The 22,502-nt window shown below is 72.0% G+C and carries 19 protein-coding genes and 1 other RNA gene; 18 read left to right on the forward strand and 2 right to left on the reverse strand.

Annotation, left to right across the window (positions count from 1 at the left end):
- Positions 1-195: 195 nt before the first annotated feature.
- The 5 genes from ftsE to ssrA all read left to right on the forward strand — a co-directional run bounded on the left by ftsE (position 196) and on the right by ssrA (position 4,174).
- Complete coding sequence (gene ftsE / locus ACF1BN_RS03980; protein WP_053648390.1) at positions 196-885, forward strand: cell division ATP-binding protein FtsE; 690 nt, start codon at positions 196-198, stop codon at positions 883-885.
- Positions 886-906: 21 nt separating this feature from the next.
- Complete coding sequence (gene ftsX / locus ACF1BN_RS03985; RefSeq protein ID WP_392330010.1) at positions 907-1,824, forward strand: permease-like cell division protein FtsX; 918 nt, start codon at positions 907-909, stop codon at positions 1,822-1,824.
- Between the two features lie 78 nt (positions 1,825-1,902).
- Positions 1,903-3,171: a S41 family peptidase gene (locus tag ACF1BN_RS03990; protein ID WP_392330011.1), complete on the forward strand. Its 1,269-nt coding sequence runs from the start codon at positions 1,903-1,905 to the stop codon at positions 3,169-3,171.
- An 18-nt stretch (positions 3,172-3,189) separates the two neighbouring features.
- A complete protein-coding gene (gene smpB / locus ACF1BN_RS03995; RefSeq protein WP_392330012.1) occupies positions 3,190-3,726 on the forward strand; it encodes an SsrA-binding protein SmpB in 537 nt (178 codons plus the stop codon).
- A gap of 79 nt (positions 3,727-3,805) precedes the next feature.
- Positions 3,806-4,174, forward strand: a transfer-messenger RNA (tmRNA) gene (gene ssrA / locus ACF1BN_RS04000).
- 52 nt (positions 4,175-4,226) lie between these two features.
- Here ssrA and ACF1BN_RS04005 read toward each other — a convergent pair.
- Positions 4,227-5,483: an MFS transporter gene (locus ACF1BN_RS04005; protein WP_392330013.1), complete on the reverse strand. Its 1,257-nt coding sequence runs from the start codon at positions 5,481-5,483 to the stop codon at positions 4,227-4,229.
- An 84-nt stretch (positions 5,484-5,567) separates the two neighbouring features.
- Here ACF1BN_RS04005 and ACF1BN_RS04010 point away from each other — a divergent pair, with 84 nt between their 5' ends.
- From ACF1BN_RS04010 to ACF1BN_RS04040, 7 genes are all read left to right on the forward strand, one after another.
- Positions 5,568-6,530 carry a LysR family transcriptional regulator gene (locus ACF1BN_RS04010; RefSeq protein WP_392330014.1) on the forward strand — a complete coding sequence of 321 codons (963 nt, stop codon included), beginning with the start codon at positions 5,568-5,570 and terminating at the stop codon, positions 6,528-6,530.
- A 204-nt stretch (positions 6,531-6,734) separates the two neighbouring features.
- Positions 6,735-8,090: a nitrate/nitrite transporter gene (locus tag ACF1BN_RS04015; protein WP_392330015.1), complete on the forward strand. Its 1,356-nt coding sequence runs from the start codon at positions 6,735-6,737 to the stop codon at positions 8,088-8,090.
- Between the two features lie 84 nt (positions 8,091-8,174).
- Positions 8,175-9,317: a uroporphyrinogen-III synthase gene (locus ACF1BN_RS04020; RefSeq protein ID WP_392330016.1), complete on the forward strand. Its 1,143-nt coding sequence runs from the start codon at positions 8,175-8,177 to the stop codon at positions 9,315-9,317.
- Positions 9,318-9,327: 10 nt separating this feature from the next.
- Positions 9,328-9,846 carry a GNAT family N-acetyltransferase gene (locus tag ACF1BN_RS04025; protein WP_392330017.1) on the forward strand — a complete coding sequence of 173 codons (519 nt, stop codon included), beginning with the start codon at positions 9,328-9,330 and terminating at the stop codon, positions 9,844-9,846.
- A 62-nt stretch (positions 9,847-9,908) separates the two neighbouring features.
- A complete protein-coding gene (locus ACF1BN_RS04030) occupies positions 9,909-12,197 on the forward strand; it encodes a HelD family protein (protein ID WP_392330018.1) in 2,289 nt (762 codons plus the stop codon).
- Positions 12,198-12,611: 414 nt separating this feature from the next.
- Positions 12,612-14,027, forward strand: coding sequence for an NAD-dependent malic enzyme (locus tag ACF1BN_RS04035; RefSeq protein ID WP_392330019.1), 1,416 nt, complete (start codon positions 12,612-12,614; stop codon positions 14,025-14,027).
- 338 nt (positions 14,028-14,365) lie between these two features.
- On the forward strand, positions 14,366-14,647 hold the full coding sequence (locus tag ACF1BN_RS04040; RefSeq protein WP_017237029.1) for an HU family DNA-binding protein: 282 nt from the start codon (positions 14,366-14,368) through the stop codon (positions 14,645-14,647).
- A gap of 95 nt (positions 14,648-14,742) precedes the next feature.
- On the opposite strand, the gene murA is transcribed toward ACF1BN_RS04040, so the two are convergent.
- Complete coding sequence (gene murA, locus ACF1BN_RS04045; RefSeq protein ID WP_392330020.1) at positions 14,743-16,089, reverse strand: UDP-N-acetylglucosamine 1-carboxyvinyltransferase; 1,347 nt, start codon at positions 16,087-16,089, stop codon at positions 14,743-14,745.
- 288 nt (positions 16,090-16,377) lie between these two features.
- Between murA and ACF1BN_RS04050 the strand changes: the two genes are divergently transcribed.
- The 6 genes from ACF1BN_RS04050 to ACF1BN_RS04075 all read left to right on the forward strand — a co-directional run bounded on the left by ACF1BN_RS04050 (position 16,378) and on the right by ACF1BN_RS04075 (position 22,230).
- Positions 16,378-16,938 (forward strand): YqgE/AlgH family protein, encoded by a 561-nt coding sequence (locus ACF1BN_RS04050; protein ID WP_392330021.1) that lies wholly within the window; start codon positions 16,378-16,380, stop codon positions 16,936-16,938.
- Between the two features lie 30 nt (positions 16,939-16,968).
- Entirely contained in the window at positions 16,969-17,268 is a 300-nt protein-coding gene (locus ACF1BN_RS04055; protein ID WP_376601058.1) for a DUF3039 domain-containing protein, read from the forward strand.
- A 223-nt stretch (positions 17,269-17,491) separates the two neighbouring features.
- Positions 17,492-18,796: an extracellular solute-binding protein gene (locus ACF1BN_RS04060; protein ID WP_392330022.1), complete on the forward strand. Its 1,305-nt coding sequence runs from the start codon at positions 17,492-17,494 to the stop codon at positions 18,794-18,796.
- A gap of 5 nt (positions 18,797-18,801) precedes the next feature.
- Positions 18,802-19,755, forward strand: a complete 954-nt coding sequence (locus ACF1BN_RS04065; protein WP_392330023.1) for a carbohydrate ABC transporter permease — start codon at positions 18,802-18,804, stop codon at positions 19,753-19,755.
- Positions 19,752-20,600, forward strand: coding sequence for a carbohydrate ABC transporter permease (locus ACF1BN_RS04070; protein WP_376603412.1), 849 nt, complete (start codon positions 19,752-19,754; stop codon positions 20,598-20,600). Before ACF1BN_RS04065 ends, ACF1BN_RS04070 begins: the two co-directional genes overlap by 4 nt.
- 4 nt (positions 20,601-20,604) lie before the next feature.
- Positions 20,605-22,230: a beta-N-acetylhexosaminidase gene (locus tag ACF1BN_RS04075; protein WP_392330024.1), complete on the forward strand. Its 1,626-nt coding sequence runs from the start codon at positions 20,605-20,607 to the stop codon at positions 22,228-22,230.
- Positions 22,231-22,502: the final 272 nt, after the last annotated feature.

Here is a 22,502-nt window from a genome sequence, read left to right on the forward strand (position 1 = left end):
CCGGCACGATCCGGACGTTCCCCCTACCACTCTGCCAGCTCCGCGAGGTTCCGGCGCGCCCCGGCCGCGAACGCCTCTCTTCCGCCCCGAAGGGCGAAAAAGGATAAACCACGCAAGCCCGGACCGCGACTGCGCGGGGCTTCCCGGTTCGCGTAAGGTCACGCACACCTACTCCCGGCCGACCGTGGTGCATTCGTGATCCGATTCGACAACGTCTCCAAGTCCTATCCGAAGCAGAACCGCCCCGCGCTCCGGGATGTCTCCCTGGAGATCGAGAAGGGGGAGTTCGTCTTCCTCGTCGGTTCGTCCGGCTCCGGAAAGTCGACCTTCCTGCGGCTGCTCCTGCGTGAGGAGCGCGCCAGCCAAGGGCAGGTGCACGTCCTCGGCAAGGACCTCGCCAGGCTGTCCAACTGGAAGGTGCCGCACATGCGGCGCCAGCTCGGCACCGTCTTCCAGGACTTCCGCCTGCTGCCGAACAAGACCGTCGCGCAGAACGTGGCCTTCGCGCAGGAGGTCATCGGCAAGCCGCGCGGCGAGATCCGCAAGGCCGTCCCCCAGGTGCTCGACCTGGTCGGCCTCGGCGGCAAGGAGGACCGCATGCCGGGCGAGCTGTCCGGTGGTGAGCAGCAGCGCGTGGCCATCGCCCGCGCCTTCGTCAACCGCCCGATGCTGCTGATCGCCGACGAGCCCACCGGCAACCTCGACCCGCAGACCTCCGTCGGCATCATGAAGCTGCTCGACCGCATCAACAGGACAGGGACCACCGTCGTCATGGCGACCCACGACCAGAACATCGTCGACCAGATGCGCAAGCGCGTCATCGAGCTGGAGAAGGGCCGCCTCGTCCGCGACCAGGCGCGCGGCGTCTACGGCTACCAGCACTGACGGCGGGGGAACCAGAACACCATGCGCGCTCAGTTCGTGCTCTCCGAGATCGGCGTCGGCCTCCGGCGCAACCTGACGATGACCTTCGCGGTCATCGTCTCCGTGGCCCTGTCGCTGGCCCTCTTCGGCGGTGCCCTGCTCATGCGCGAGCAGGTCTCCACGATGAAGGACTACTGGTACGACAAGGTCAACGTCTCCATCTTCCTCTGCAACAAGACGGACGCCGCCGGCTCGCCGAAGTGCGCCAAGGGCGCCGTCACCAAGCAGCAGCGCGAGCAGATCCAGGCCGACCTGCGGAAGATGGACATCGTGGAGAACGTCATCCACGAGACGGCCGAGGAAGCCTTCAAGCACTACAAGGAGCAGTACGGCGACACCGCCATCGCGTCCGTCATCACCCCGGACCAGATGCAGGAGTCGATCCGGGTGAAGCTGAAGGACCCGGAGAAGTACCAGGTGGTCGCCACCGCCTTCGCCGGCCGGGACGGCATCGAGTCCGTCCAGGACCAGCGCTCCATCCTGGAGACGCTCTTCAACATGATGCGGAGCGTCAACTACGCGGCCGTCGCGCTGATGCTGCTCATGCTGGTCATCGCGCTCATGCTGATCATCAACACGGTCCGCGTCTCGGCCTTCAGCCGGCGGCGCGAGACCGGCATCATGCGGCTGGTCGGCGCCTCCAGCTTCTACATCCAGATGCCGTTCATCATGGAGGCCGCGTTCTCCGGCCTGATCGGCGGAGCGTTCGCCTGCGTCCTGCTCCTGACCGGCCGTTACTTCCTCGTCGACCACGGCCTGAACCTCGCCGAGCAGATGCCGCTGGTCAACTTCATCGGCTGGGACGTGGTGTTCGCCCAGCTGCCGCTGGTGATCGTCATCGGTCTGCTGATGCCGTCCGTGGCCGCGTTCATCGCGCTGCGCAAGTACCTGAAGGTGTGAGAAGAGACCTCCGGGAGCGGGTGGCGTCCTGAGGCCAAAGCCTCTGTGGCGCCGCCGTCTTGTCCTAGAGTGGGCGGCATGCTGGCCGGCTCCGCGCCTCTCTGTCTCCGGCCCCGCGGTGTCGTCCGCGGGGCCGTTCTCACGTTGGTCTTCGCCGGAGTCCTCGCCACGGCCGCCGCGACCGGCGCGCTGCCCCGCGAGGACGGTGCCGGGCCCGAGGCCCGTGCCGGCGCCGGGGACCGGGCCGCCTTCGACCGGGCGGCTCTCCACCGCGCCGCGGCCGAGGCCGTCGCCGACGGCAAGTCGGGCAAGCAGGCCGCCGAGGACTTCGTCAGCCGCAGCGGCGACCGCTGGGGCGCCGTCTACGACCCGCGGGAGTACGCCGAGTTCGAGCAGTCCCTCGACGGCGCCTACACCGGCGTCGGCCTCTCCGCGGGGCCGGCGGAGAGCGGCAAGGGCCGTACGCCCTCCGGCGACGGCGACGGCGACGGCGATGGCAAGGGCGACCGCACCGACGTCGGCGATGGCAGTGGCGATGTCGACAGCGGAAGCGGTGTCCGGGTCACCCGTGTGAGGGACGGCGGGCCAGCCGAGCGGGCCGGGGTGCGGACCGGCGACCTGCTGCTCGCCGTCGACGGCCGGGACACCGGCGGCCTGTCCGTCTCCGAGGTCGTCTCGCTGCTGCGCGGCGACGGCGTGCCCGGCTCCACCGTGACCCTGAGGGTCGGGCGGTCCGGCATGACCTGGACCCAGACCCTGCGCCGGGAGCGGCTCGCGACCGACCCCGTCTCCGTCTCCCGCCCCGACCCGAGGACCGTCGTCATCCGGGTCTCCGCCTTCAGCAAGGGCGCCGGCGACCGGGTGCGGGACGCGGTCCGCACCGCCCCGGCCGGCGCCGGGGTCCTGCTCGACCTGCGCGGGAACTCCGGCGGACTGGTCGACGAGGCCGCCGTCGCCGCCTCCGCCTTCCTCGACGGCGGTCTGGTCGCCACGTACGACGTCGAGGGCGAGGAGCGGTCCGTGTACGCCCAGCGCGGCGGCGACACCGGCCGGCCCCTGGTCGCGCTGGTCGACGGCGGCACCATGAGCGCCGCCGAACTGCTGACCGGGGCGCTCCAGGACCGGGGCCGGGCGGTCACCGTCGGCTCCAGGACCTTCGGCAAGGGGTCGGTGCAGATGCCGAGCACCCTGCCCGACGGCTCCGTCGCCGAGCTCACCGTGGGCCACTACCGCACCCCCGCGGGTCACGACGTGGACGGGAGGGGCATCGCGCCCGACCTGCCCGCCGACGAAGGGGCGGAGGAGCGGGCCCGCACGGTATTGAGTGGCCTCGGAGGGGGCTCGTAGTGCGAAAATGACCGCACTATGGCTAAGGGACTCGTCAACGTGCAGGGCAAGCCTGCCAAGAAGGCCCAGGACAAGGGGCCCGAGCGCAAGATGATCGCGCAGAACAAGAAGGCGCGCCACGACTACCTCATCCTCGACACGTACGAGGCGGGCGTGGCGCTCATGGGTACGGAGGTGAAGTCGCTCCGGATGGGGCGGGCCTCGCTGGTGGACGGCTTCGTCCAGATCGAGGGCAACGAGGCGTGGCTGTACAACATCCACGTCCCGGAGTACATGCAGGGCAGCTGGACCAATCACTCGGCGAAGCGGAAGCGGAAGCTGCTGCTGCACCGGGCGGAGATCGACAAGCTGGAGCAGAAGGCGTCGGAGACCGGTCACACGATCGTGCCCCTCGCGCTGTACTTCCTGGGCGGCCGGGTGAAGTGCGAGATCGCGCTCGCCAAGGGCAAGAAGGAGTTCGACAAGCGCCAGACGCTCCGGGAGAAGCAGGACACGCGCGAGACCGCGCGGGCGATCGCGGCCGCGAAGCGGCGCCAGCGGGCCCAGGCGGGTTAATCGCTGGCAACCGTGGCCGTGGGTCACGTACGATGGGCCACGCACCCCACAGAGGGTGCGCGGATTGAAAAATCAACATGGGGATGATCGGTTTCGACAGCGGATGTCGAAGCAGGGGAAGCGTGTCGAGGAAGCGGCAATGATCTCGTTAACCACGCGCCGAAACCAATAATCGCCAACACCAAGCGCGATTCCTTCGCCCTCGCTGCCTAAGTAGCGACTTGCGAAGTGTCAGCCCGGGGCTGTTCCCGACCCGGATCCTGGCATCATGAAGGGGACTAAACCTTGATCCCGGTCACGGGGTGAAGAGGGAAATCAAACAGTGACTGAGCCCGTTCCGGACTTGTCTGGGTGATCCGGAGGGCTGAGAAACTCGTACCAGACTGCACACGGAGAAGCCCTGATTCCGCACCGTTGGACGCGGGTTCGATTCCCGCCATCTCCACTCATCCCATGTGGGCAGAGGCCCGGTGGTCGCGCGAGCGACCGCCGGGCCTCTGTCATTCCCGCGTCCCCCTCCGCGCCGGGCGGCCGACGCCGGTCACCGCGCACAGGGTCAGGGCGAGGGCCGCCGCCGTCACCGGGAGGGCGAAGCCGAGGACGGGGTCCGGGGCGTGGTCGGCGGTCCAGCCGGCGGTGGCGGAGCCGGTGGCGACACCGGCCAGCAGGGCGGTCACGGCCAGGGTCATGCCCTCGTTCAGCTGGGCGGGCGGGGTCAGCCGCTGGACCAGCGCCATGCCCGTGACCATCGTGGGCGCGGTCGCCATGCCCGCCACCAGGAGGCCGGCGGCCAGCGCGAGGAGGGAGTCCGTCCGGGCCGCGAGCAGCGGGGCCGTCATCACCGCCGTCATCGCCAGCAGACAGGTGCGCAGGCCGGCGGTGCGGCGGGCCCGGCCGTAGAGCAGGCCGGCCGCGCAGGAGCCCGCGGCCTGGAGCGCCAGGACCGGGCCCGCGACCGGACCGTCCACGAACGCCAGGGCGGTCACCTCCAGCGAGCCGAAGATCGCGCCCGTGGCGAGGAAGACCACGAGCAGCGGGACCATCCCCGGGGCGCGCAGCGGCGAGCCCGCTCCGGTGCGCGGGGCGACCGGCGGCTCGGTCGAGCGCTGCGCGGTGAAGAGCAGCACACCGGTGAGCAGCAGGACGGCGGCCACCAGCGTGCCCGCCTGCGGGAAGAGCGCCGCGCAGACCACGGCCGCGAGCACCGGGCCGAGCATGAAGCAGAGCTCGTCGGCGGCCTGCTCGAAGGCGTTCGCGGTGTGCAGCGACGCCGGGTCGCCGCGCAGCAGGTGGGCCCACCGGGCGCGGGACATGCCGCCGGTGTTCGGGGTGGTCGCGGTCGGCAGGATCGCGCAGAACAGCGCCCACGCGGGCGCGTGCCCCCGGACGCACAGCAGGAGCAGGAGATGGCCGAGGACGGCGCACGCGGCGGCCGGTACGGCGACCCTCCGCTGTCCGTGCCGGTCGATCAGCCGGGCGACCAGGGGCGCCGTCAGCGCCCCGGCCACCAGGCCGGTCGCGGTGACCGCTCCCGCCAGGGCGTAGGAGTCGTACGCCGTCGAGATCATGATCACCGCGCTGATGCCGAACATTCCCGAGGGCAGCCGGGCGATCAGGTTCCCGGCGGTGAACGCGCGCGTGCCGGGGAGGGCGAAGAGGCGGAGGTAGGGATTGCGGGGGAGCGCGGCGGGGCGCTCCCGGTAGCGGGGGGCCAGGCCCGGGCCCGCCGGGGTGGGGACGAGAAGCTGGTGCGGCATGGCACCAGGCTCCGGCCCGTCCGCCGGGACCGTCCAACACCTGTACGGTCGCCATTGACGCACCTGTGTTGTTGAATGCGGCGGGTGGCCACACCGTACGACATCGACCCCCGGCTGCTGCGCGCCTTCACCGCCGTCGCGGAGGAGCTCCACTTCACCCGCGCCGCGGGCCGCCTCCTCGTCGCCCAGCAGGCGCTCAGCCGGGACATCCGGCGCCTCGAACGCGAGGTGGGCGCCCCGCTCTTCGCGCGGACCACCCGGCAGGTCGCGCTCACCCCGGACGGCGAACGGCTCCTCCCGTACGCCCGCCGGGTCCTCGACGCCCACGACGCGCTCCGCGACGCCTTCCGCACCGAGCACCGTCCGCTCCTCGTGGACCTCAACTCGCCCGGCCTCGTCCATGACCGCATCCTGCGCAGGGCCCGCGAACTCGCCCCCGAGCAGGAGCTGATGGCCCGCTTCGAGTCCGGGCTCACCGGCGCCGCGGGGGAGATCCTGGCCGGGCGGCTCGACGCGTCCTTCGGACGGTACGGCGGGCTCGCGCCCGGCCTGCGGGCGCGGCTCGACGCGCAGTTCGTGCGGTACGAGCCGATGGCGGTGGTGCTGCCCGAGGACCACGCGCTCGCCGCCCTGCCGGAGGTGCCGCTCGGCCGGCTCGCCGGCGAGCACCTGTACGCCGGCGCGGGCAACGACCGCACTCCCGAGTGGACCGACCTGGCCGTCCGGCTCTTCGACGGGCGCGGCATCCACCTCTCGCCGCCCGCGCCGCTCGCCGTCGGCGCGGAGGAGTTCCGGCGGATCATGGCCAAGCACCGGCACCCGGTCCTCGCCGTCGTCGGCTTCCCGCCCATGCCCGGCTGCGTCCTGCGGCCCCTCGTCGACCCCGTCCCGCTCTCGCCCGTCAGCCTCGTCTGGCGCAAGGGCCTGCGCCACCCCGGCCTCGACGCCCTCCGGACGGCCGCCGCCGAGCTGGGGCGGCGGGAGGGCTGGCGCGACCGGCCGGCCGGGTCCTGGCTGCCGGAGGGGGAGCCCGGGGTGCCGGCGTAGCCCGGCCGCCCAGGCACACGGCGGCGCCCCGCACGGCCGCCCCCCACACGGCGCCCCGCACGGCCGCGACTCACACGGGGCGTTTCGTACGGGTGAGAGCAAGGTTCCGCCGACGTCACCTCGCGGCACCGGGCCGAAACGCGTCCTCCCTAGGGTCGGTGGCACCAGGATCCGGCACCGGATCCGACACCGTGGAGGTGCGAGATGCGCGGGCGCTGGATCGACGTCTGGGAACCCGAGGACGAGACCTTCTGGAAGGAGAAGGGCGAGCGGATCGCCCGGCGCAACCTCGCCTTCTCCGTGCTCTCCGAGCACATCGGCTTCTCCGTCTGGAGCCTGTGGTCGGTGATGGTCCTCTTCATGGGCCCGGAATACGGCATCGACGCCGCCGGCAAGTTCTTCCTCATCGGCACCGCGACCTTCGTCGGCGCGCTGATCCGCATCCCGTACACCTTCGTCGTCGCCCGCTTCGGCGGACGCAACTGGACGGTCTTCAGCGCCCTGCTGCTCCTGCTCCCGACCGGCCTCGCCTTCGCCGTGATGGAACCCGGCACTTCCTATTCCACCTTCGTCCTGGTGGCCGCCCTCACCGGTGTCGGCGGCGGCAACTTCGCCTCCTCCATGACCAACATCAACGCCTTCTTCCCGCTCCGGAAGAAGGGCTGGGCGCTCGGCCTGAACGCGGGCGGCGGCAACATCGGCGTCCCCGTCGTCCAGCTCGTCGGCCTCCTCGTCATCGGCACCGCCGGCGCCATGCACCCGAGGATCGTCCTCGGCGTCTACCTGCCGCTGATCATCGTCGCCACCGTCTGCTCCGCCCTCTTCATGGACAACCTCACGCCCGTGAGGAACGACACCGGCGCCTTCCGCGAGGCCGTGCGGGCCCGCCACACCTGGATCATGGCCTTCCTGTACATCGGCACCTTCGGCTCGTTCATCGGCTACAGCTTCGCCTTCGGCCTCGTCCTCCAGACCCAGTTCGGCCGCACCCCGCTCCAGGCCGCCTCGCTCACCTTCATCGGCCCCCTGCTCGGCTCCCTCATCCGCCCCTTCGGCGGCTCCCTCGCCGACCGGCACGGCGGCGCCCGCATCACCCTCGCCACCTTCGCCGCCATGTCCGCCGCGACCGGCGTCGTCATCTGGGCCTCCGTCATCGAGTCGCTCGCCGTCTTCCTCGTCGGCTTCATCGCCCTCTTCGTGCTCAGCGGCCTCGGCAACGGCTCCACCTTCAAGATGATCCCGGCGATCTTCCTCGCCCAGGGCCACCGCAAGGGCCTCGGCGGCGAGACCGCGGAGGCGTACGGACGACGGCTCTCCGGCGCCTCCATGGGCCTCATCGGGGCCGTCGGCGGCCTCGGCGGCCTCGGCATCAACCTCGCCTTCCGCCAGTCCTTCCAGACCGTCGGCACCGGCACCGCCGCCTTCGTCGCCTTCCTCGCCTTCTACGCCGCCTGCATGGTCGTCACCTGGGCGGTATACCTTCGTCGCCCGCCCGTGGTCCCCGACACCGCCGAAGGCGCCGAGGAGCCGGAGACCCGGCCCGGATACGCGAAGGTGTGAGACGGAGTGCCGGGCGCGTACCGTAACGATCAGGAAATACGCGTGAACCCCGACTGTCACGCGTCCGCGCCACCCTCGGTGCCCATGGACCAGCACGAACACGGACCCCTGGCCGGCTTCACCGTCGGCGTCACCGCGGCCCGGCGCGCGGACGAACTCATCGCCCTGCTGCGCCGGCGCGGCGCGGCCGTCGTGCACGGGCCCGCGCTGCGGATCGTCCCCCTCGCCGACGACACCGAACTCCTCGCCGCCACCAAGGAGATCATCGGCAACACCCCCGACATCGTCGTCGCCACCACCGCGATCGGCTTCCGCGGGTGGGTCGAGGCGGCCGAGGGCTGGGGGTACGGCACCGAGCTCCTCGACGCCCTCCGCGGGGTCGAGCTCCTCGCCCGCGGCCCCAAGGTCAAGGGGGCCGTCCGGGCCGCCGGACTCACCGAGTCCTGGTCCCCCTCCTCCGAGTCCATGGCCGAGGTCCTCGACCGGCTGCTCGCCGAGGGCGTCGACGGGCGGCGGATCGCCCTCCAGCTCCACGGCGAACCGCTCCCCGGCTTCGTCGAGGCGCTCACCACCGCCGGGGCGAGCGTGGTGGGCGTGCCCGTCTACCGGTGGATGCCGCCGGAGGACCTCGGGCCGCTCGACCGGCTCATCGACACGGTGGCGGCGGGCTCCGTCGACGCGGTCGCCTTCACCAGCGCGCCGGCGGCGGCGTCGCTCTTCGCCCGGGCGGCGGAGCGGGGGGTGCGGGAGCGGGTCGTCGAGGCCCTGCGGCACGAGGTGCTCGCGGTGTGCGTCGGGCCGGTGACGGCGCTTCCGCTCCAGGCCGAGGACATCCCCACGTACCAGCCCGAACGGTTCCGGCTCGGACCGCTCGTGCAGCTCCTGTGCACCGAGCTGCCCGCGCGGTCCCGGGTGCTGCCGGTCGCCGGGCACCGCGTCGAGATCCGGGGCCACGCGGTGCTGGTCGACGGGGAGCTCCGGCCCGTGCCGCCGGCCGGCATGGCACTGCTCGGACTGCTGGCCCGCCGCCCCGGGTGGGTGGTGTCCCGCGCGGACCTCCTGCGGGCGCTGCCGGGGTCCGGCCGGGACGAGCACGCGGTCGAGACGGCGATGGCGCGCCTGCGCTCCTCCCTCGGGACCCCCAAGCTCATCCAGACGGTCGTCAAGCGCGGCTACCGGCTCTCCCTGGACCCGCTGGCCGACGACGCCGGGACGAGCGGCCGGTAGCGTACGGCGCATGGCTGACGGGGTGGGGATCAGGGAGGCGCGGGACGGGGACGCGGAGGCGCTCGCGGACGCGCTGAGGCGGAACCGGGCGCACATGCGGCCCTTCGAGCCCGTCCGGGCGGAGACGTACTACAGCGCCGAGGCGCAGGCCGAGCGGCTCGCGGACGGCGGGCGGCGGTGGTTCGCCGTGGACGGGGAGCGGATCGTCGGCGCCGCCGTCCTCTCCGGCATCGTGCTCGGACCGTTCCGGAGCGCGAGCCTCGGGTACTGGGTCGACGGGGAGCACAACGGGCGGGGCATCGCCACGGCGCTCACCGAGGAGGTCCTGCGCGCCTCCCGCGACACGCTGGGGCTGCACCGGATCGAGGCGTCCACCCTGCTGGACAACCACGCCTCCCAGCGCGTCCTCGCCAAGGCGGGCTTCGAGCGGATCGGGACCGCCCCCCGGTACCTGCACATCGCCGGCGCGTGGCGCGACCACCACCTCTTCCAGCGGATCCTGCACGATCAGGCGCCGCCCCTCGCCTGACACGACGGCCACCGGTGGCGTACCTTTGACGGCTGCCCAGTGCACGTCAGAAGGGGGCCTTAGTGGCCGCGCAGGAAGCCGTCGACACGGTCAGAGACCGTGAGATCGGCGTCGAGCAGGAACATCTGGACCAGGTCTACCGCCGCCTGGAGGAGAAGATCCACGAGGCGGAGTTCCTGATGAACGACGCCGCTCGGAAGGGGCACGTCGGCACGCCCGGCGCCCTCGCCGAGCGCGACGCCCAGGTCTTCCGCGCCGGGGTCCACCTCAACCGGCTCAACAACGAGTTCGAGGACTTCCTGTTCGGGCGGATCGACCTCCTGGACGGGAAGGACGGGGCCAAGGGGCCCGACGGGGCCTACACGTCCGTGGAGCCCGCCGACGACGCCATCCGGGCCGACAACACCGCCGACATCGGCGAGACCCTGCACATCGGCCGCATCGGCGTCCTGGACGCCGACTACTCCCCGCTCGTCATCGACTGGCGCGCCCCCGCCGCCGCGCCCTTCTACCGGTCCACCCCCGTGGAGCCGGGCCGGGTCGTCCGCCGCCGCGTCATCCGGTCGAAGGGGCGCCGGGTCCTCGGCGTCGAGGACGACCTGATGCGCCCCGAGCTCCGGGCGACCCTCCGCGGCGCCGAGCTGCCGGTCATCGGCGACGGCGCGCTCATGGCCGCCCTCGGGCAGGCCCGCGGCCACACCATGCGGGACATCGTCTCGTCCATCCAGGCCGAGCAGGACCTCGTCATCCGCGCGCCCGCCGCCTCCGTCACGTACGTGGAGGGCGGTCCGGGCACCGGGAAGACCGCCGTGGCGCTGCACCGGGCCGCGTACCTGCTCTACCAGGACCGCAGGCGGTACGCCGGCGGCATCCTGATCGTCTCGCCGACCCCGCTGCTCGTCTCGTACACCGAGGGCGTGCTGCCCTCCCTCGGCGAGGAGGGGCAGGTCGCCATCCGCGCGCTGGGCGACCTCGCCGAGGACGCCGCCGGGGCCGTCGCCGACGCGTACGACGAGCCCGCCGTCTCCCGGATCAAGGGCTCCTCGCGGATGCTCGCCGTGCTCCGCAAGGCGGCCCGGGGCGCCCTCGACCGCCCCGACACGCCGAGGCTGCTCCGCGTCGTCGCCTTCGGGCGCCGCCTCGAACTGGAGGAGGGCGACCTGCGGCGGATCCGGCAGAACGTGCTCTCCGGCACCGCGCCGGTCAACCTGCTGAGGCCGCGCGCCCGCCGGCTCCTCCTCGACGCCCTCTACGCCCGCTCGGGCGCCGCCGGCCGGCACAGCGACCCCGAGCTCGCCGCCGAGCTGCGCTCCTCCTTCGACGAGGACGTCTCCACCGAGGACTCCTTCATCGGCTTCCTCGACGCCTGGTGGCCCGAGCTGACCCCGCGCCAGGTCCTCGACGCCATGGCCGACGAGAAGCGGCTCGGCCGCTGGGCCCGCCGGGTCCTCAACCCGGGCGAGGTCCGCCGGGTCGCCCGCTCGCTGCGCCGCCCGGGCGTCTCCGTCCACGACGTCGCCCTCCTCGACGAGCTGCACACCCTGCTCGGCGCCCCGGCCCGGCCGAAGCGGAAGCGGGAGTACGACCCGCTGGACCAGCTGACCGGCCTGGAGGAGCTGATGCCGGTACGGGAGGAGACCCAGCGCGAGCGGGCCGAGCGGCTCGCCGCCGAGCGCACCGAGTACGCCCACGTCATCGTCGACGAGGCGCAGGACCTGACGCCCATGCAGTGGCGGATGGTCGGCCGCCGCGGCCGGCACGCCACCTGGACGGTCGTCGGCGACCCGGCGCAGTCCTCCTGGTCCGACCCGGACGAGGCGGCCGCCGCGCGGGACGAGGCCCTGGGCTCCCGGCCGCGCCGCCGCTTCGAGCTGACGGTGAACTACCGCAACCCGGCGGAGATCGCCGAGCTGGCCGCCAAGGTCCTCGCCCTCGCCATGCCGGGCAAGGAGTCGCCGAGGGCGGTCCGCTCGACCGGTGTCCAGCCGCGGTTCGCCGCCGTCGGCAAGGGCGGTGACCTGGCCGGGACCGTGCGCGCCGAGGCGGAGCGGCTGCTCGCCGAGGTCGAGGGCACGGTCGGCGTGGTCGTCGCCATGGACCGGCGCGCCGAGGCGGCCCGCTGGCTCGACGGTCTGGGCGACCGGGTGGTGGCGCTGGGCTCGCTGGAGGCGAAGGGCCTGGAGTACGACGCCACGCTGGTCGTCTCCCCGGCCGAGATCGCCGACGAGTCCCCGGCGGGCCTGCGCGTCCTGTACGTCGCCCTCACCCGTTCGACACAGGCGCTGACGGTGCTCGCGGGGGAGCGCGACCTGCCCGACGAGGCGGGTGTCCCGGACCTTCTGCGGGACTGAGCGGAGGGCCCGGGGGGAGGGCCGGACGGGGGTCCCGGGGTGGCGAATCCAGGTCAACACGCGCCGGGGGAATCACCTTCGCGGAGGCTTTGTTAGCCTGGTTCGTGACACCGGCTCGATCCAAGCCCCCGGGCCCAACCTTCGTCCCTCAGAGGGACCACTTGCCGCGAGGCGAGCATGGCGGGCCGGTGTCACTTAGACGTACATACGAAGTTGGGGCCCCGGTCGTCTTCCGATGACCGGGGCCTCTTCTGTTGCCCGCGCGACTCTCGTATGGTGGAAACTACTTTCCGAAAACAAAATGACCGCATTACCTGCTACCGGCAGGTAGGTGCGACGATCGGAGGGCGCCGCCAGGGCAATCAGCCGGGGCGGCGTTAGCAACGAAGCTAGGGAAAGCAGAGGAACCCGGCCATGGCAACGGCGCCCAGCGTCTCGTACTCGATGACGGTCCGCCTGGAGGTGCCCGCGAGCGGCACCGCGGTCTCGCAGCTCACGGCGGCGGTCGAGTCCCACGGAGGTTCCGTCACCGGCCTCGACGTCACGGCCTCCGGCCACGAGAAGCTCCGGATCGACGTCACCGTCGCCGCGACCTCCACCGCGCACGCCGACGAGATCGTCGAGCGGCTGCGGGAGATCGAGGGCGTCGTCCTCGGCAAGGTCTCGGACCGTACGTTCCTGATGCACCTCGGCGGCAAGATCGAGATGGCGTCCAAGCACCCCATCCGCAACCGCGACGACCTCTCGATGGTCTACACCCCGGGCGTCGCCCGCGTCTGCATGGCGATCGCCGAGAACCCCGAGGACGCCCGCCGCCTCACCATCAAGCGCAACACGGTCGCGGTCGTCACCGACGGCTCCGCCGTCCTCGGCCTCGGCAACATCGGCCCGCTGGCCGCCATGCCCGTCATGGAGGGCAAGGCCGCCCTCTTCAAGCGCTTCGCCGGCATCGATGCCTGGCCGATCTGCCTGGACACCCAGGACACCGACGCCATCGTCGAGATCGTCAAGGCGATCGCCCCCGGCTTCGCGGGCATCAACCTGGAGGACATCTCCGCGCCCCGCTGCTTCGAGATCGAGGCCCGGCTCCGCGAGGCCCTGGACATCCCGGTCTTCCACGACGACCAGCACGGCACCGCCATCGTCGTCCTCGCCGCCCTCACCAACGCGCTCCGCGTGGTCGGCAAGGGCATCGGGGACGTACGGGTCGTCATGTCCGGCGCCGGCGCGGCCGGTACGGCCATCCTGAAGCTCCTGCTCGCCGCCGGTGTGAAGCACGCCGTCGTCGCCGACATCCACGGCGTCGTCCACGCGGGCCGCGAGGACCTGGTGGCCGCCCCGGCCGACTCGCCGCTGCGCTGGATCGCCGACAACACCAACCCCGAGGGCGTCACCGGCACCCTCAGGCAGGCCGTCGTCGGCGCGGACGTCTTCATCGGCGTGTCGGCCCCGAACCTGCTGGGCGCGGAGGACGTGGCCGCGATGGCCGAGGACTCCATCGTGTTCGCGCTCGCGAACCCCGACCCGGAGGTCGACCCGGCCGCCGCCCGGCAGACCGCCGCCGTGGTCGCCACCGGCCGCTCGGACTTCCCGAACCAGATCAACAACGTGCTGGTCTTCCCCGGCGTCTTCCGCGGCCTGCTCGACGCGCAGTCCCGCACGGTGAACACCGAGATGATGCTCGCGGCGGCCAGCGCCCTCGCGGACGTCGTCACCGAGGACGAGCTGAACCCGAACTACATCGTCCCGTCGGTCTTCAACGACAAGGTCGCGGGCGCCGTCGCCGGGGCGGTCCGCACCGCGGCGAAGGCGGCGGGCGCCGGGGCCTGACGTCACCGGGGAGCGGTACCCCGTGCGTGTCGCGATTCGCGGAGTCGTAAACCCGCCTTTAGGGTGGCTTTTCGGCTCCGCACCGTTCGCGCGGAGTCGACGTCACGTCACCGCCGGGGGGCTCCGGCGCTTTTCGTGTGACCCCAGGGGGTGCCGGATTGGCGTTCCCGCCGCTGGTGGGGGCAGGATGCTCCCCCGAGGACTTCGTCCAGGGGGGACCCCCCAGGGCGCGAGGGATCCACGAGAGACAGCCCCGGTTCCGGGGACTGTCCGAGGCCCCTGGCAGCATCGGCTTCGATCTCACGCCTCACAGGCAAGAAGAACACGGGAGTAACAACATGAACCGCAGTGAGCTGGTGGCCGCGCTGGCCGACCGCGCCGAGGTGACCCGCAAGGACGCCGACGCCGTGCTGGCCGCCCTCGCCGAGACCGTCGGCGAGGTCGTCGCCAAGGGCGACGAGAAGGTCACCATCCCCGGCTTCCTGACCTTCGAGCGCACCCACCGTGCCGCTCGCACCGCTCGTAACCCGCAGACCGGCGACCCGATCAACATCCCGGCCGGCTACAGCGTGAAGGTCTCCGCGGGCTCGAAGCTCAAGGAAGCCGCCAAGGGCAAGTAAGCGGCCTGTAGGCGCACGAAAGGGCGGCCACCCCTCCGGGGGGTGGCCGCCCTTCCGTTCGTCCGGGAGAAGGCCCCGCAGGGCCTTTCCCGGCCCTAGACCAGTGCGCTGCCCGGCAGCTCGACCTTCGCGCCGAGCTCCACGAGCTTCTCCATGAAGTTCTCGTAGCCGCGGTTGATCAGCTCGATGCCGTGCACCCGCGAGGTGCCCTGGGCGGCGAGGGCCGCGATCAGGTACGAGAAGCCGCCGCGCAGGTCCGGGATGACCAGGTCGGCGCCCTGGAGGCGGGTGGGGCCGCTGACGACCGCCGAGTGGAGGAAGTTCCGCTGGCCGAAGCGGCAGTCGGAGCCGCCCAGGCACTCGCGGTACAGCTGGATGTGGGCGCCCATCTGGTTCAGCGCCGAGGTGAAGCCCAGCCGGGACTCGTACACCGTCTCGTGGACGATGGAGAGGCCGGACGCCTGGGTGAGGGCGACGACCAGCGGCTGCTGCCAGTCGGTCTGGAAGCCCGGGTGGACGTCGGTCTCCAGGTGGATCGCGTCGAGCGACCCGCCCGGGTGCCAGAAGCGGATGCCCTCGTCGTCGATCTCGAAGGCGCCGCCGACCTTCCGGTACGTGTTGAGGAAGGTCATCATCGAGCGCTGCTGGGCGCCGCGCACATAGATGTTGCCCTCGGTGGCGAGCGCCGCGGACGCCCAGGAGGCCGCCTCCAGGCGGTCCGGGAGCGCCCGGTGGGTGTAGCCGTCGAGCTTGTCGACACCGGTGATCCGGATGGTCCGGTCGGTGTCCATGGAGATGATCGCGCCCATTTTCTGCAGGACGCAGATCAGGTCCTCGATCTCGGGCTCCACGGCCGCGTTCGACAGCTCGGTGACGCCGTCCGCGAGGACCGCCGTGAGCAGCACCTGCTCGGTCGAGCCGACCGAGGGGTACGGGAGGCGGATCTTGCAGCCGCGAAGGCGCTGCGGGGCCTCCAGGTACTGTCCGTCGGCCCGCTTCTCGATGGTCGCGCCGAACTGGCGGAGCACGTCGAAGTGGAAGTCGATCGGCCGGCCGCCGATGTCGCAGCCGCCGAGGCCGGGGATGAAGGCGTGGCCGAGGCGGTGCAGCAGCGGGCCGCAGAAGAGGATCGGGATGCGCGACGAACCGGCGTGGGCGTCGATGTCGGCGACGTTGGCGGACTCGACGTGCGTCGGGTCGAGCACCAGCTCGCCGGGCTCCTCGCCGGGGCGCACCGTCACTCCGTGCAGCTGGAGCAGTCCGCGGACGACGCGGACGTCACGGATGTCGGGCACGTTGCGCAGTCTGCTGGGGCCGCTGCCGAGCAGGGCGGCGACCATCGCCTTGGGCACGAGGTTCTTCGCGCCGCGAACGCGGATTTCGCCTTCCAGCGGGGTTCCGCCATGGACGAGCAGTACATCATGGCTGTCTGTGCCGGTCATGAATCTCGCGTTCCGGAGTCGTCGGTCGGGTGGCCAGAGAAAAGGGTAAGGGGCCATGAGACCCCGATCGGGCCGGTCTGGGTGGTCGGCAGATGTAATGAATTCGGCACAACACTGTCTGTTTCCGCGATCTTGCGGACTGTCACCGTCCGTTTGTTCGGTCCCACCCGTCCGGGGCGTCCCTTCCCGCCCCTCCCGACCTGCGAGGCTCGTCCCCGTCTCCGCCGCTTTCCCGGGATGTCGCCCGAGAACCCCCGCCCCGGCCGAAGATGCGAGATCATGTGTCGCATGACCGAGGTGTCCTCGCTCACAGGACGGCTGCTCGTGGCCACCCCCGCCCTCGCGGACCCGAATTTCGACCGCGCGGTGGTGCTGCTGCTCGACCACGACGACGAGGGCTCGCTCGGCGTCGTCCTCAACCGGCCCACCCCCGTCACCGTCGGCGACGTGCTCGCCCCCTGGGCGGGTCTCGCCGGCGAGCCGGGCGTCGTCTTCCAGGGCGGTCCCGTCTCCCTCGACGCGGCCCTCGGGCTCGCCGTCATCCCCGGCGACGAGGGGCCGCTCGGCTGGCGCCGGGTCTTCGGCGCGATCGGCCTCGTCGACCTGGAGACCCCGCCCGAACTCCTCGGCCCCGCCCTCGGCGCGCTCCGCATCTTCGCCGGATACGCCGGCTGGGGACCCGGCCAGCTGGAGACCGAACTGACCGAGGGCGCCTGGTACGTCGTCGAGTCCGAGCCCGGCGACGTCTCCTCGCCGACCCCCGAGGCGCTCTGGCGCCAGGTCCTCCGCCGCCAGCGCGGAGAGCTGGCGATGATCGCGACCTACCCGGACGACCCGTCGCTCAACTGAGGCCCGCCGCTCCCAGTACCCTTGGGTGCCATGAGCACTCTCGAGCCCGAGCGCGGGGCAGGTACGGGGACCCTCGTCGAGCCGACGCCGCAGGTGTCCCACGGTGACGGCGACCACGAGCGCTACGCCCATTACGTCCAGAAGGACAAGATCATGGCGAGTGCCCTCGACGGCACTCCCGTCGTCGCCCTCTGCGGGAAGGTCTGGGTGCCGGGTCGCGACCCCAAGAAGTACCCCGTCTGCCCCATGTGCAAGGAGATCTACGAGTCCATGGGCTCGGGCGGCGACAAGGACAAGGGCAAGGGCGGCAAGGACGGCAAGGGGAAGTAGCCCCCTCTCCGGTCCCGTCGGGAACGGCCCCTGTCACACGCACCAGCGGTGCGTGTGACAGGGGCCGTTCCGCGTTTCCGGGCCCGCGCGGGACACCGGTCCGGGGCCCTAAGTGGTCGAGACCTCTTGTCGTGATCGCCGGGCGCGCCTAACCTCACCGCTGTTGTTGTGCAATGCGAAACGCCCGTTGCGTATGTTGCAACGCTTGCTCGGAGGGGAACCCATGAAGCTTCCTGCCCGGATCACCGCCCCCGTCGCTCTCCCGCTGGCCGCCCTCGTCCTGGCCGCCTGCGCGCCCCAGACCTCCGCACCCGCCGCCGGCGGGGACGAGAAGAGCGGCACCCTGCGCGTCTGGCTCTTCCAGGAGGTCGCCAACCAGCCCAAGGAGAAGGTCGTCGACGAAGCCGTCGCCGCCTTCGAGAAGAAGCACCCCGGCGCGGACGTCGAGGTCGAGTACATCCCCGTCGAGACCCGCGCCCAGCGCGTCAAGGCGGCCTTCAACGACCCGAAGTCCGCCCCCGACGTCATCGAGTTCGGCAACACCGACACCGCCGGCTACGTCAAGGACGGCGGACTCGCCGACGTCACCGCCGAGTTCTCCGCCTGGGACCAGGCCGCCGACAGCGACCCCACCGCCAAGCAGTCCGTCACCGTCGGCGGCAAGGTCTACGGCGCCCCGCTCTTCGTCGGCGTCCGCGCGCTCTACTACCGCACCGACGTCTTCCGCGAGCTCGGCCTCGCCGCCCCCAAGACCCAGGACGAACTCGTCGCGACCGCCCGGAAGATCCGCAAGGCGAAGCCGGAGCTGTACGGCATCGCCGTCGGCGGCGCCTACACCTACGGCGCCCTGCCCTTCGTCTGGGCCGCCGGCGGCGACCTCGCCACCGCGGACGGCTCCGGCGCCTACAAGGCCGCCCTGGACAGCGAGGCCGCCGTCAAGGGCATCGGCGCCTACACCTCGCTCCTGGCCGACGACAACTGCCCCGCCGCCACCTGCGCCCAGATGGGCGGCAACGCCACCGTCACCGCCTTCGCCGCGGGCAAGGCCGGCATGGCCATCGGCGGCGACTTCAGCCACGCCGCCGTCGAGGCCGGCCAGGTCAAGGGCAAGTACGCCGTCGTCCCGCTGCCCGGTGCCACCCCCGGCTCCATCGCCCCCGCCTTCGCCGGCGGCAACAACATCGGCGTCCTCAGGTCCACCTCGCACCGCACCCTCGCCGTGGAGCTGATGAAGAGCCTCACCGGCAAGGAGACCCAGGCCAAGCTCTTCGACGCGATGGGCTTCCTGCCCACCTTCACCGACGTCCGCACCGCCGCCGCCGAGCGCAAGCCCTTCGTGAAGCCCTTCATCGACACCCTCGCCGCCGGGGCCAAGTTCGTCCCCGCCACCGCCGCCTGGGGCCGCATCGACTCCTCGCTCGTCGTCCCCACGATGCTCCAGGAGATCGCCAGCGGCCGGAAGGACGTGAAGACCGCCGCCGGCGACGCGGCGAAGAAGATGGACGCGGCCTTCGCCGAGGCGGGCTGACCCGCATGACGCTCACCGCCCCCGCGCCGCCCGCCCCCGCGGGCACCGCGAAAGACCCCGCGCGCCGCCGCCGGAACCGTAACGGCACCTCCGCCTGGACCCCCTGGCTCTACCTCCTGCCCGCCCTCGCCGTCCTCGGCGCCCTCCTCGTCTACCCCGTCTACCAGCTCGGCCTGATCTCCTTCCTGGAGTACACCCAGGCCCAGGTCAGCGGCGGCGAACCCACCTCCTTCCAGGGCTTCGGCAACTACACCGCCCTCTTCACCGACCCGCAGTTCCGCCAGGTCCTGCTCGCCACCGTCGTCTTCGCCGCCGCGTGCGTGGCCGGCACCCTCGCCGTCGGCTGCGCCCTCGCCGTCCTGCTCACCCGGGTACGGGCGCTGCCCCGGCTCGCCCTGATGCTGGCCGCGCTCGGCGCCTGGGCGACCCCCGCCGTCACCGGCTCCACCGTCTGGGTCTTCCTCTTCGACGCCGACTTCGGACCGGTCAACCGGCTCCTCGGCCTCGGCGACTTCTCCTGGACCTACGGGCGGTACAGCGCCTTCGCGCTCGTCCTCCTCGAAGTCGTCTGGTGCTCGTTCCCCTTCGTGATGGTCACCGTCTACGCCGGGATCCGGGCCGTCCCCACCGAGGTCCTGGAGGCCGCCGCCCTCGACGGCGCCTCCCAGTGGCGGATCTGGCGCACCGTGACCGCGCCACTGCTCCGCCCGATCCTCGCCGTCGTCACCATCCAGTCCGTCATCTGGGACTTCAAGGTCTTCACCCAGATCTACGTGATGACCAACGGCGGCGGCATCGCCGGCCAGAACCTCGTCCTCAACGTCTACGCCTACCAGCAGGCCTTCGCCTCCTCCCAGTACAGCCTGGGAGCGGCGATCGGCGTCGTCATGCTCCTGCTCCTGCTCGCCGTGACCCTGGTGTACCTGCGGCTGCTGCGCCGCCAGGGGGAGGAACTGTGACCACCTTCCGGATACCCGGCGTCCGCCGCCCCGGGCGGCTGCTCGCCGAGGCGGCGGCCCTGCTCACCGCCGTCGTCGTCGCCTTCCCGCTGTACTGGATGGTCCTCTCGGCCTTCAAGCCGGCCGGCGAGATCCAGTCGACCGAGCCGAGGCCGTGGACGCTCTCGCCCTCCCTCGACTCCTTCCGCCGCGTCTTCGAGCAGCAGGACTTCGGGCGCTACTTCCTCAACAGCCTGCTGGTGGCCACCGCCGTCGTCCTCGCCTCCGCCGTCATCGCCTTCCTCGCGGCGACCGCCGTCACCCGCTTCCGCTTCAAGTTCCGCACCACCCTCCTGATCATGTTCCTGGTGGCGCAGATGGTGCCGGTCGAGGCGCTGACGATCCCGCTCTTCTTCCTCATGCGGGACGCCGGACTCCTCAACACGCTCGGCTCGCTCGTCCTGCCGCACATCGCCTTCTCGCTGCCGTTCGCGATCTGGATGCTCCGCGGCTTCGTCCGGGCCGTGCCGGAGGCCCTGGAGGAGCAGGCCCGGATCGACGGGGCGAGCCACGCCCGCTTCCTGTGGACGATCCTCTTCCCGCTGGTCCTGCCGGGGCTCGTGGCGACCAGCGTCTTCTCGTTCATCTCGACCTGGAACGACTTCCTCTTCGCCAAGTCCTTCCTCATCAGCGACACCTCGCAATCGACCCTCCCGATGGCGCTGCTGGTCTTCTTCAAGCCCGACGAGAACGACTGGGGAGGAATCATGGCCGGGTCGACCGTGATGACGATCCCGGTGCTCGTCTTCTTCGTACTCGTACAGCGCCGCCTGGTCTCCGGACTGGGCGGGGCGGTGAAGGACTGACGTGATGGCAGATACGGACCTGATCCCCGCGCCCCTGACGGCCGCCCACCCGGAGGGCCGGCTCCCGCTCGACGCGGCCACCGCCCTCGACGCCGGACCCGGCACCGAGGCCACCGCCCACTGGCTCCGCTCCGTCCTCGGCGCCGCCACCGGCCTGCCCCTGCGCGACGGCGGCGGACCCGGCGCGATCCGGCTGCGGCTCTCCCCGGAGACGGCCCGCGAGTACGGCCCCGAGGGCTACCGGCTCTCCGTGACCGGCGACGGCGTCCTGCTCGACGGCGGCGGCCCCGCCGGCCTCTTCTGGGGCGCCCAGACCCTGCGCCAGCTGCTCGGACCCGACGCGTACCGGCGGGCGCCGCTGCCCGGCCGGACCTGGCGGCTGCCGTACACCGAGGCCGCCGACCGCCCCCGCTTCGGCTGGCGCGGCCTCCTCCTCGACGTGGCCCGGCACTTCACCGCCAAGGAGGACGTGCTGCGGCTGCTCGACCTGATGGCCGCGCACAAGCTGAACGTCTTCCACTTCCACCTCACCGACGACCAGGGCTGGCGGATCGAGATCGAGCGGTACCCGCGCCTGACCGAGGTGGGGTCCTGGCGGGCCCGCTCCAAGTGGGGGCACCGGGCGTCGCCGCTGTGGAACGACACGCCGCACGGCGGCTTCTACACACAGGACGACATCCGGGAGATCGTCGCGTACGCCGCCGAGCGGCACATCACCGTCGTCCCCGAGATCGACCTCCCCGGCCACTCGCAGGCCGCCATCGCCGCGTACCCCCGGCTCGGCAACACCGACGTCGTCGACACCTCCGCCCTCACCCCCTGGGACTCCTGGGGCGTGAACCCGAACGTCCTCGCCCCCACCGAGGAGGTGCTGCGCTTCTACGAGGGCGTCTTCGAGGAGGTCCTGGAACTCTTCCCGTCGACCTTCGTGCACGTCGGCGGCGACGAGTGCCCCAAGGACCAGTGGAAGGAGTCCCCGGCCGCCCAGGCCCGCATCCAGGAGCTCGGGGTGGGCGACGAGGACGGGCTCCAGTCCTGGTTCATCCGCCACTTCGACCGCTGGCTCGCCGACCGGGGCCGCCGCCTCATCGGCTGGGACGAGATCCTGGAGGGCGGCCTCGCCGAGGGCGCCGCCGTGTCGTCCTGGCGGGGCTACGGGGGCGGGATCGCCGCCGCGGAGGCCGGGCACGACGTCGTCATGTGCCCGGAGCAGCAGGTCTACCTCGACCACCGGCAGGACGCCGGCGCGGACGAGCCCGTGCCGATCGGCTTCGTCCGCACCCTGGAGGACGTGTACCGCTTCGAGCCCGTCCCGCCCGGCCTCTCCGGGGCTGCGGCCCGTCATGTGCTGGGCACCCAGGCCAACGTGTGGACCGAGGTGATGGAGAACCGGGCCCGCGTCGACTACCAGGTCTTCCCCCGCCTCGCCGCCTTCGCCGAGGTCGCCTGGTCCGAGCTGCCCGCCCCCGCCGACCGCGACACGGCGGGCTTCCTGGGCCGCATGGAGACCCACTACCGCCGCCTCGACGCCCTCGGCGTCGCCTACCGCCCGCCGGGCGGCCCCGCACCCTGGCAGCGCCGCCCCGGACTCCTCGGCCGCCCGATCGACGGACCGCCCCCGATCGTGTGAGCCACCTCGCGTCCCGGGGTCACCCGGGAGCGGCGAAACGGGAGTTACCTTCTCTGTCAGGACGTCCCGGGGCGTCCGGGGGTGTCTGCGGACATCCCGGGCGTCCCGGGTGTCCCGGACCCCCCGGCGGAAGGGGGCGCGCGCCGCCCCTCGCTCCGGACGGCTCGGAAGATGTGCCAGAGTTGCCACGTCCGGCCTGTGAGCACGTACGGTACGCCCACACACAGGCGCGCCGTGCGCCCGCTCGCACGCGCGGCGGCCGGGCACAGTCG

The sequence above is a fragment of the Streptomyces sp. NPDC014861 genome (assembly GCF_043081625.1).
GTDB lineage: Bacteria > Actinomycetota > Actinomycetes > Streptomycetales > Streptomycetaceae > Streptomyces.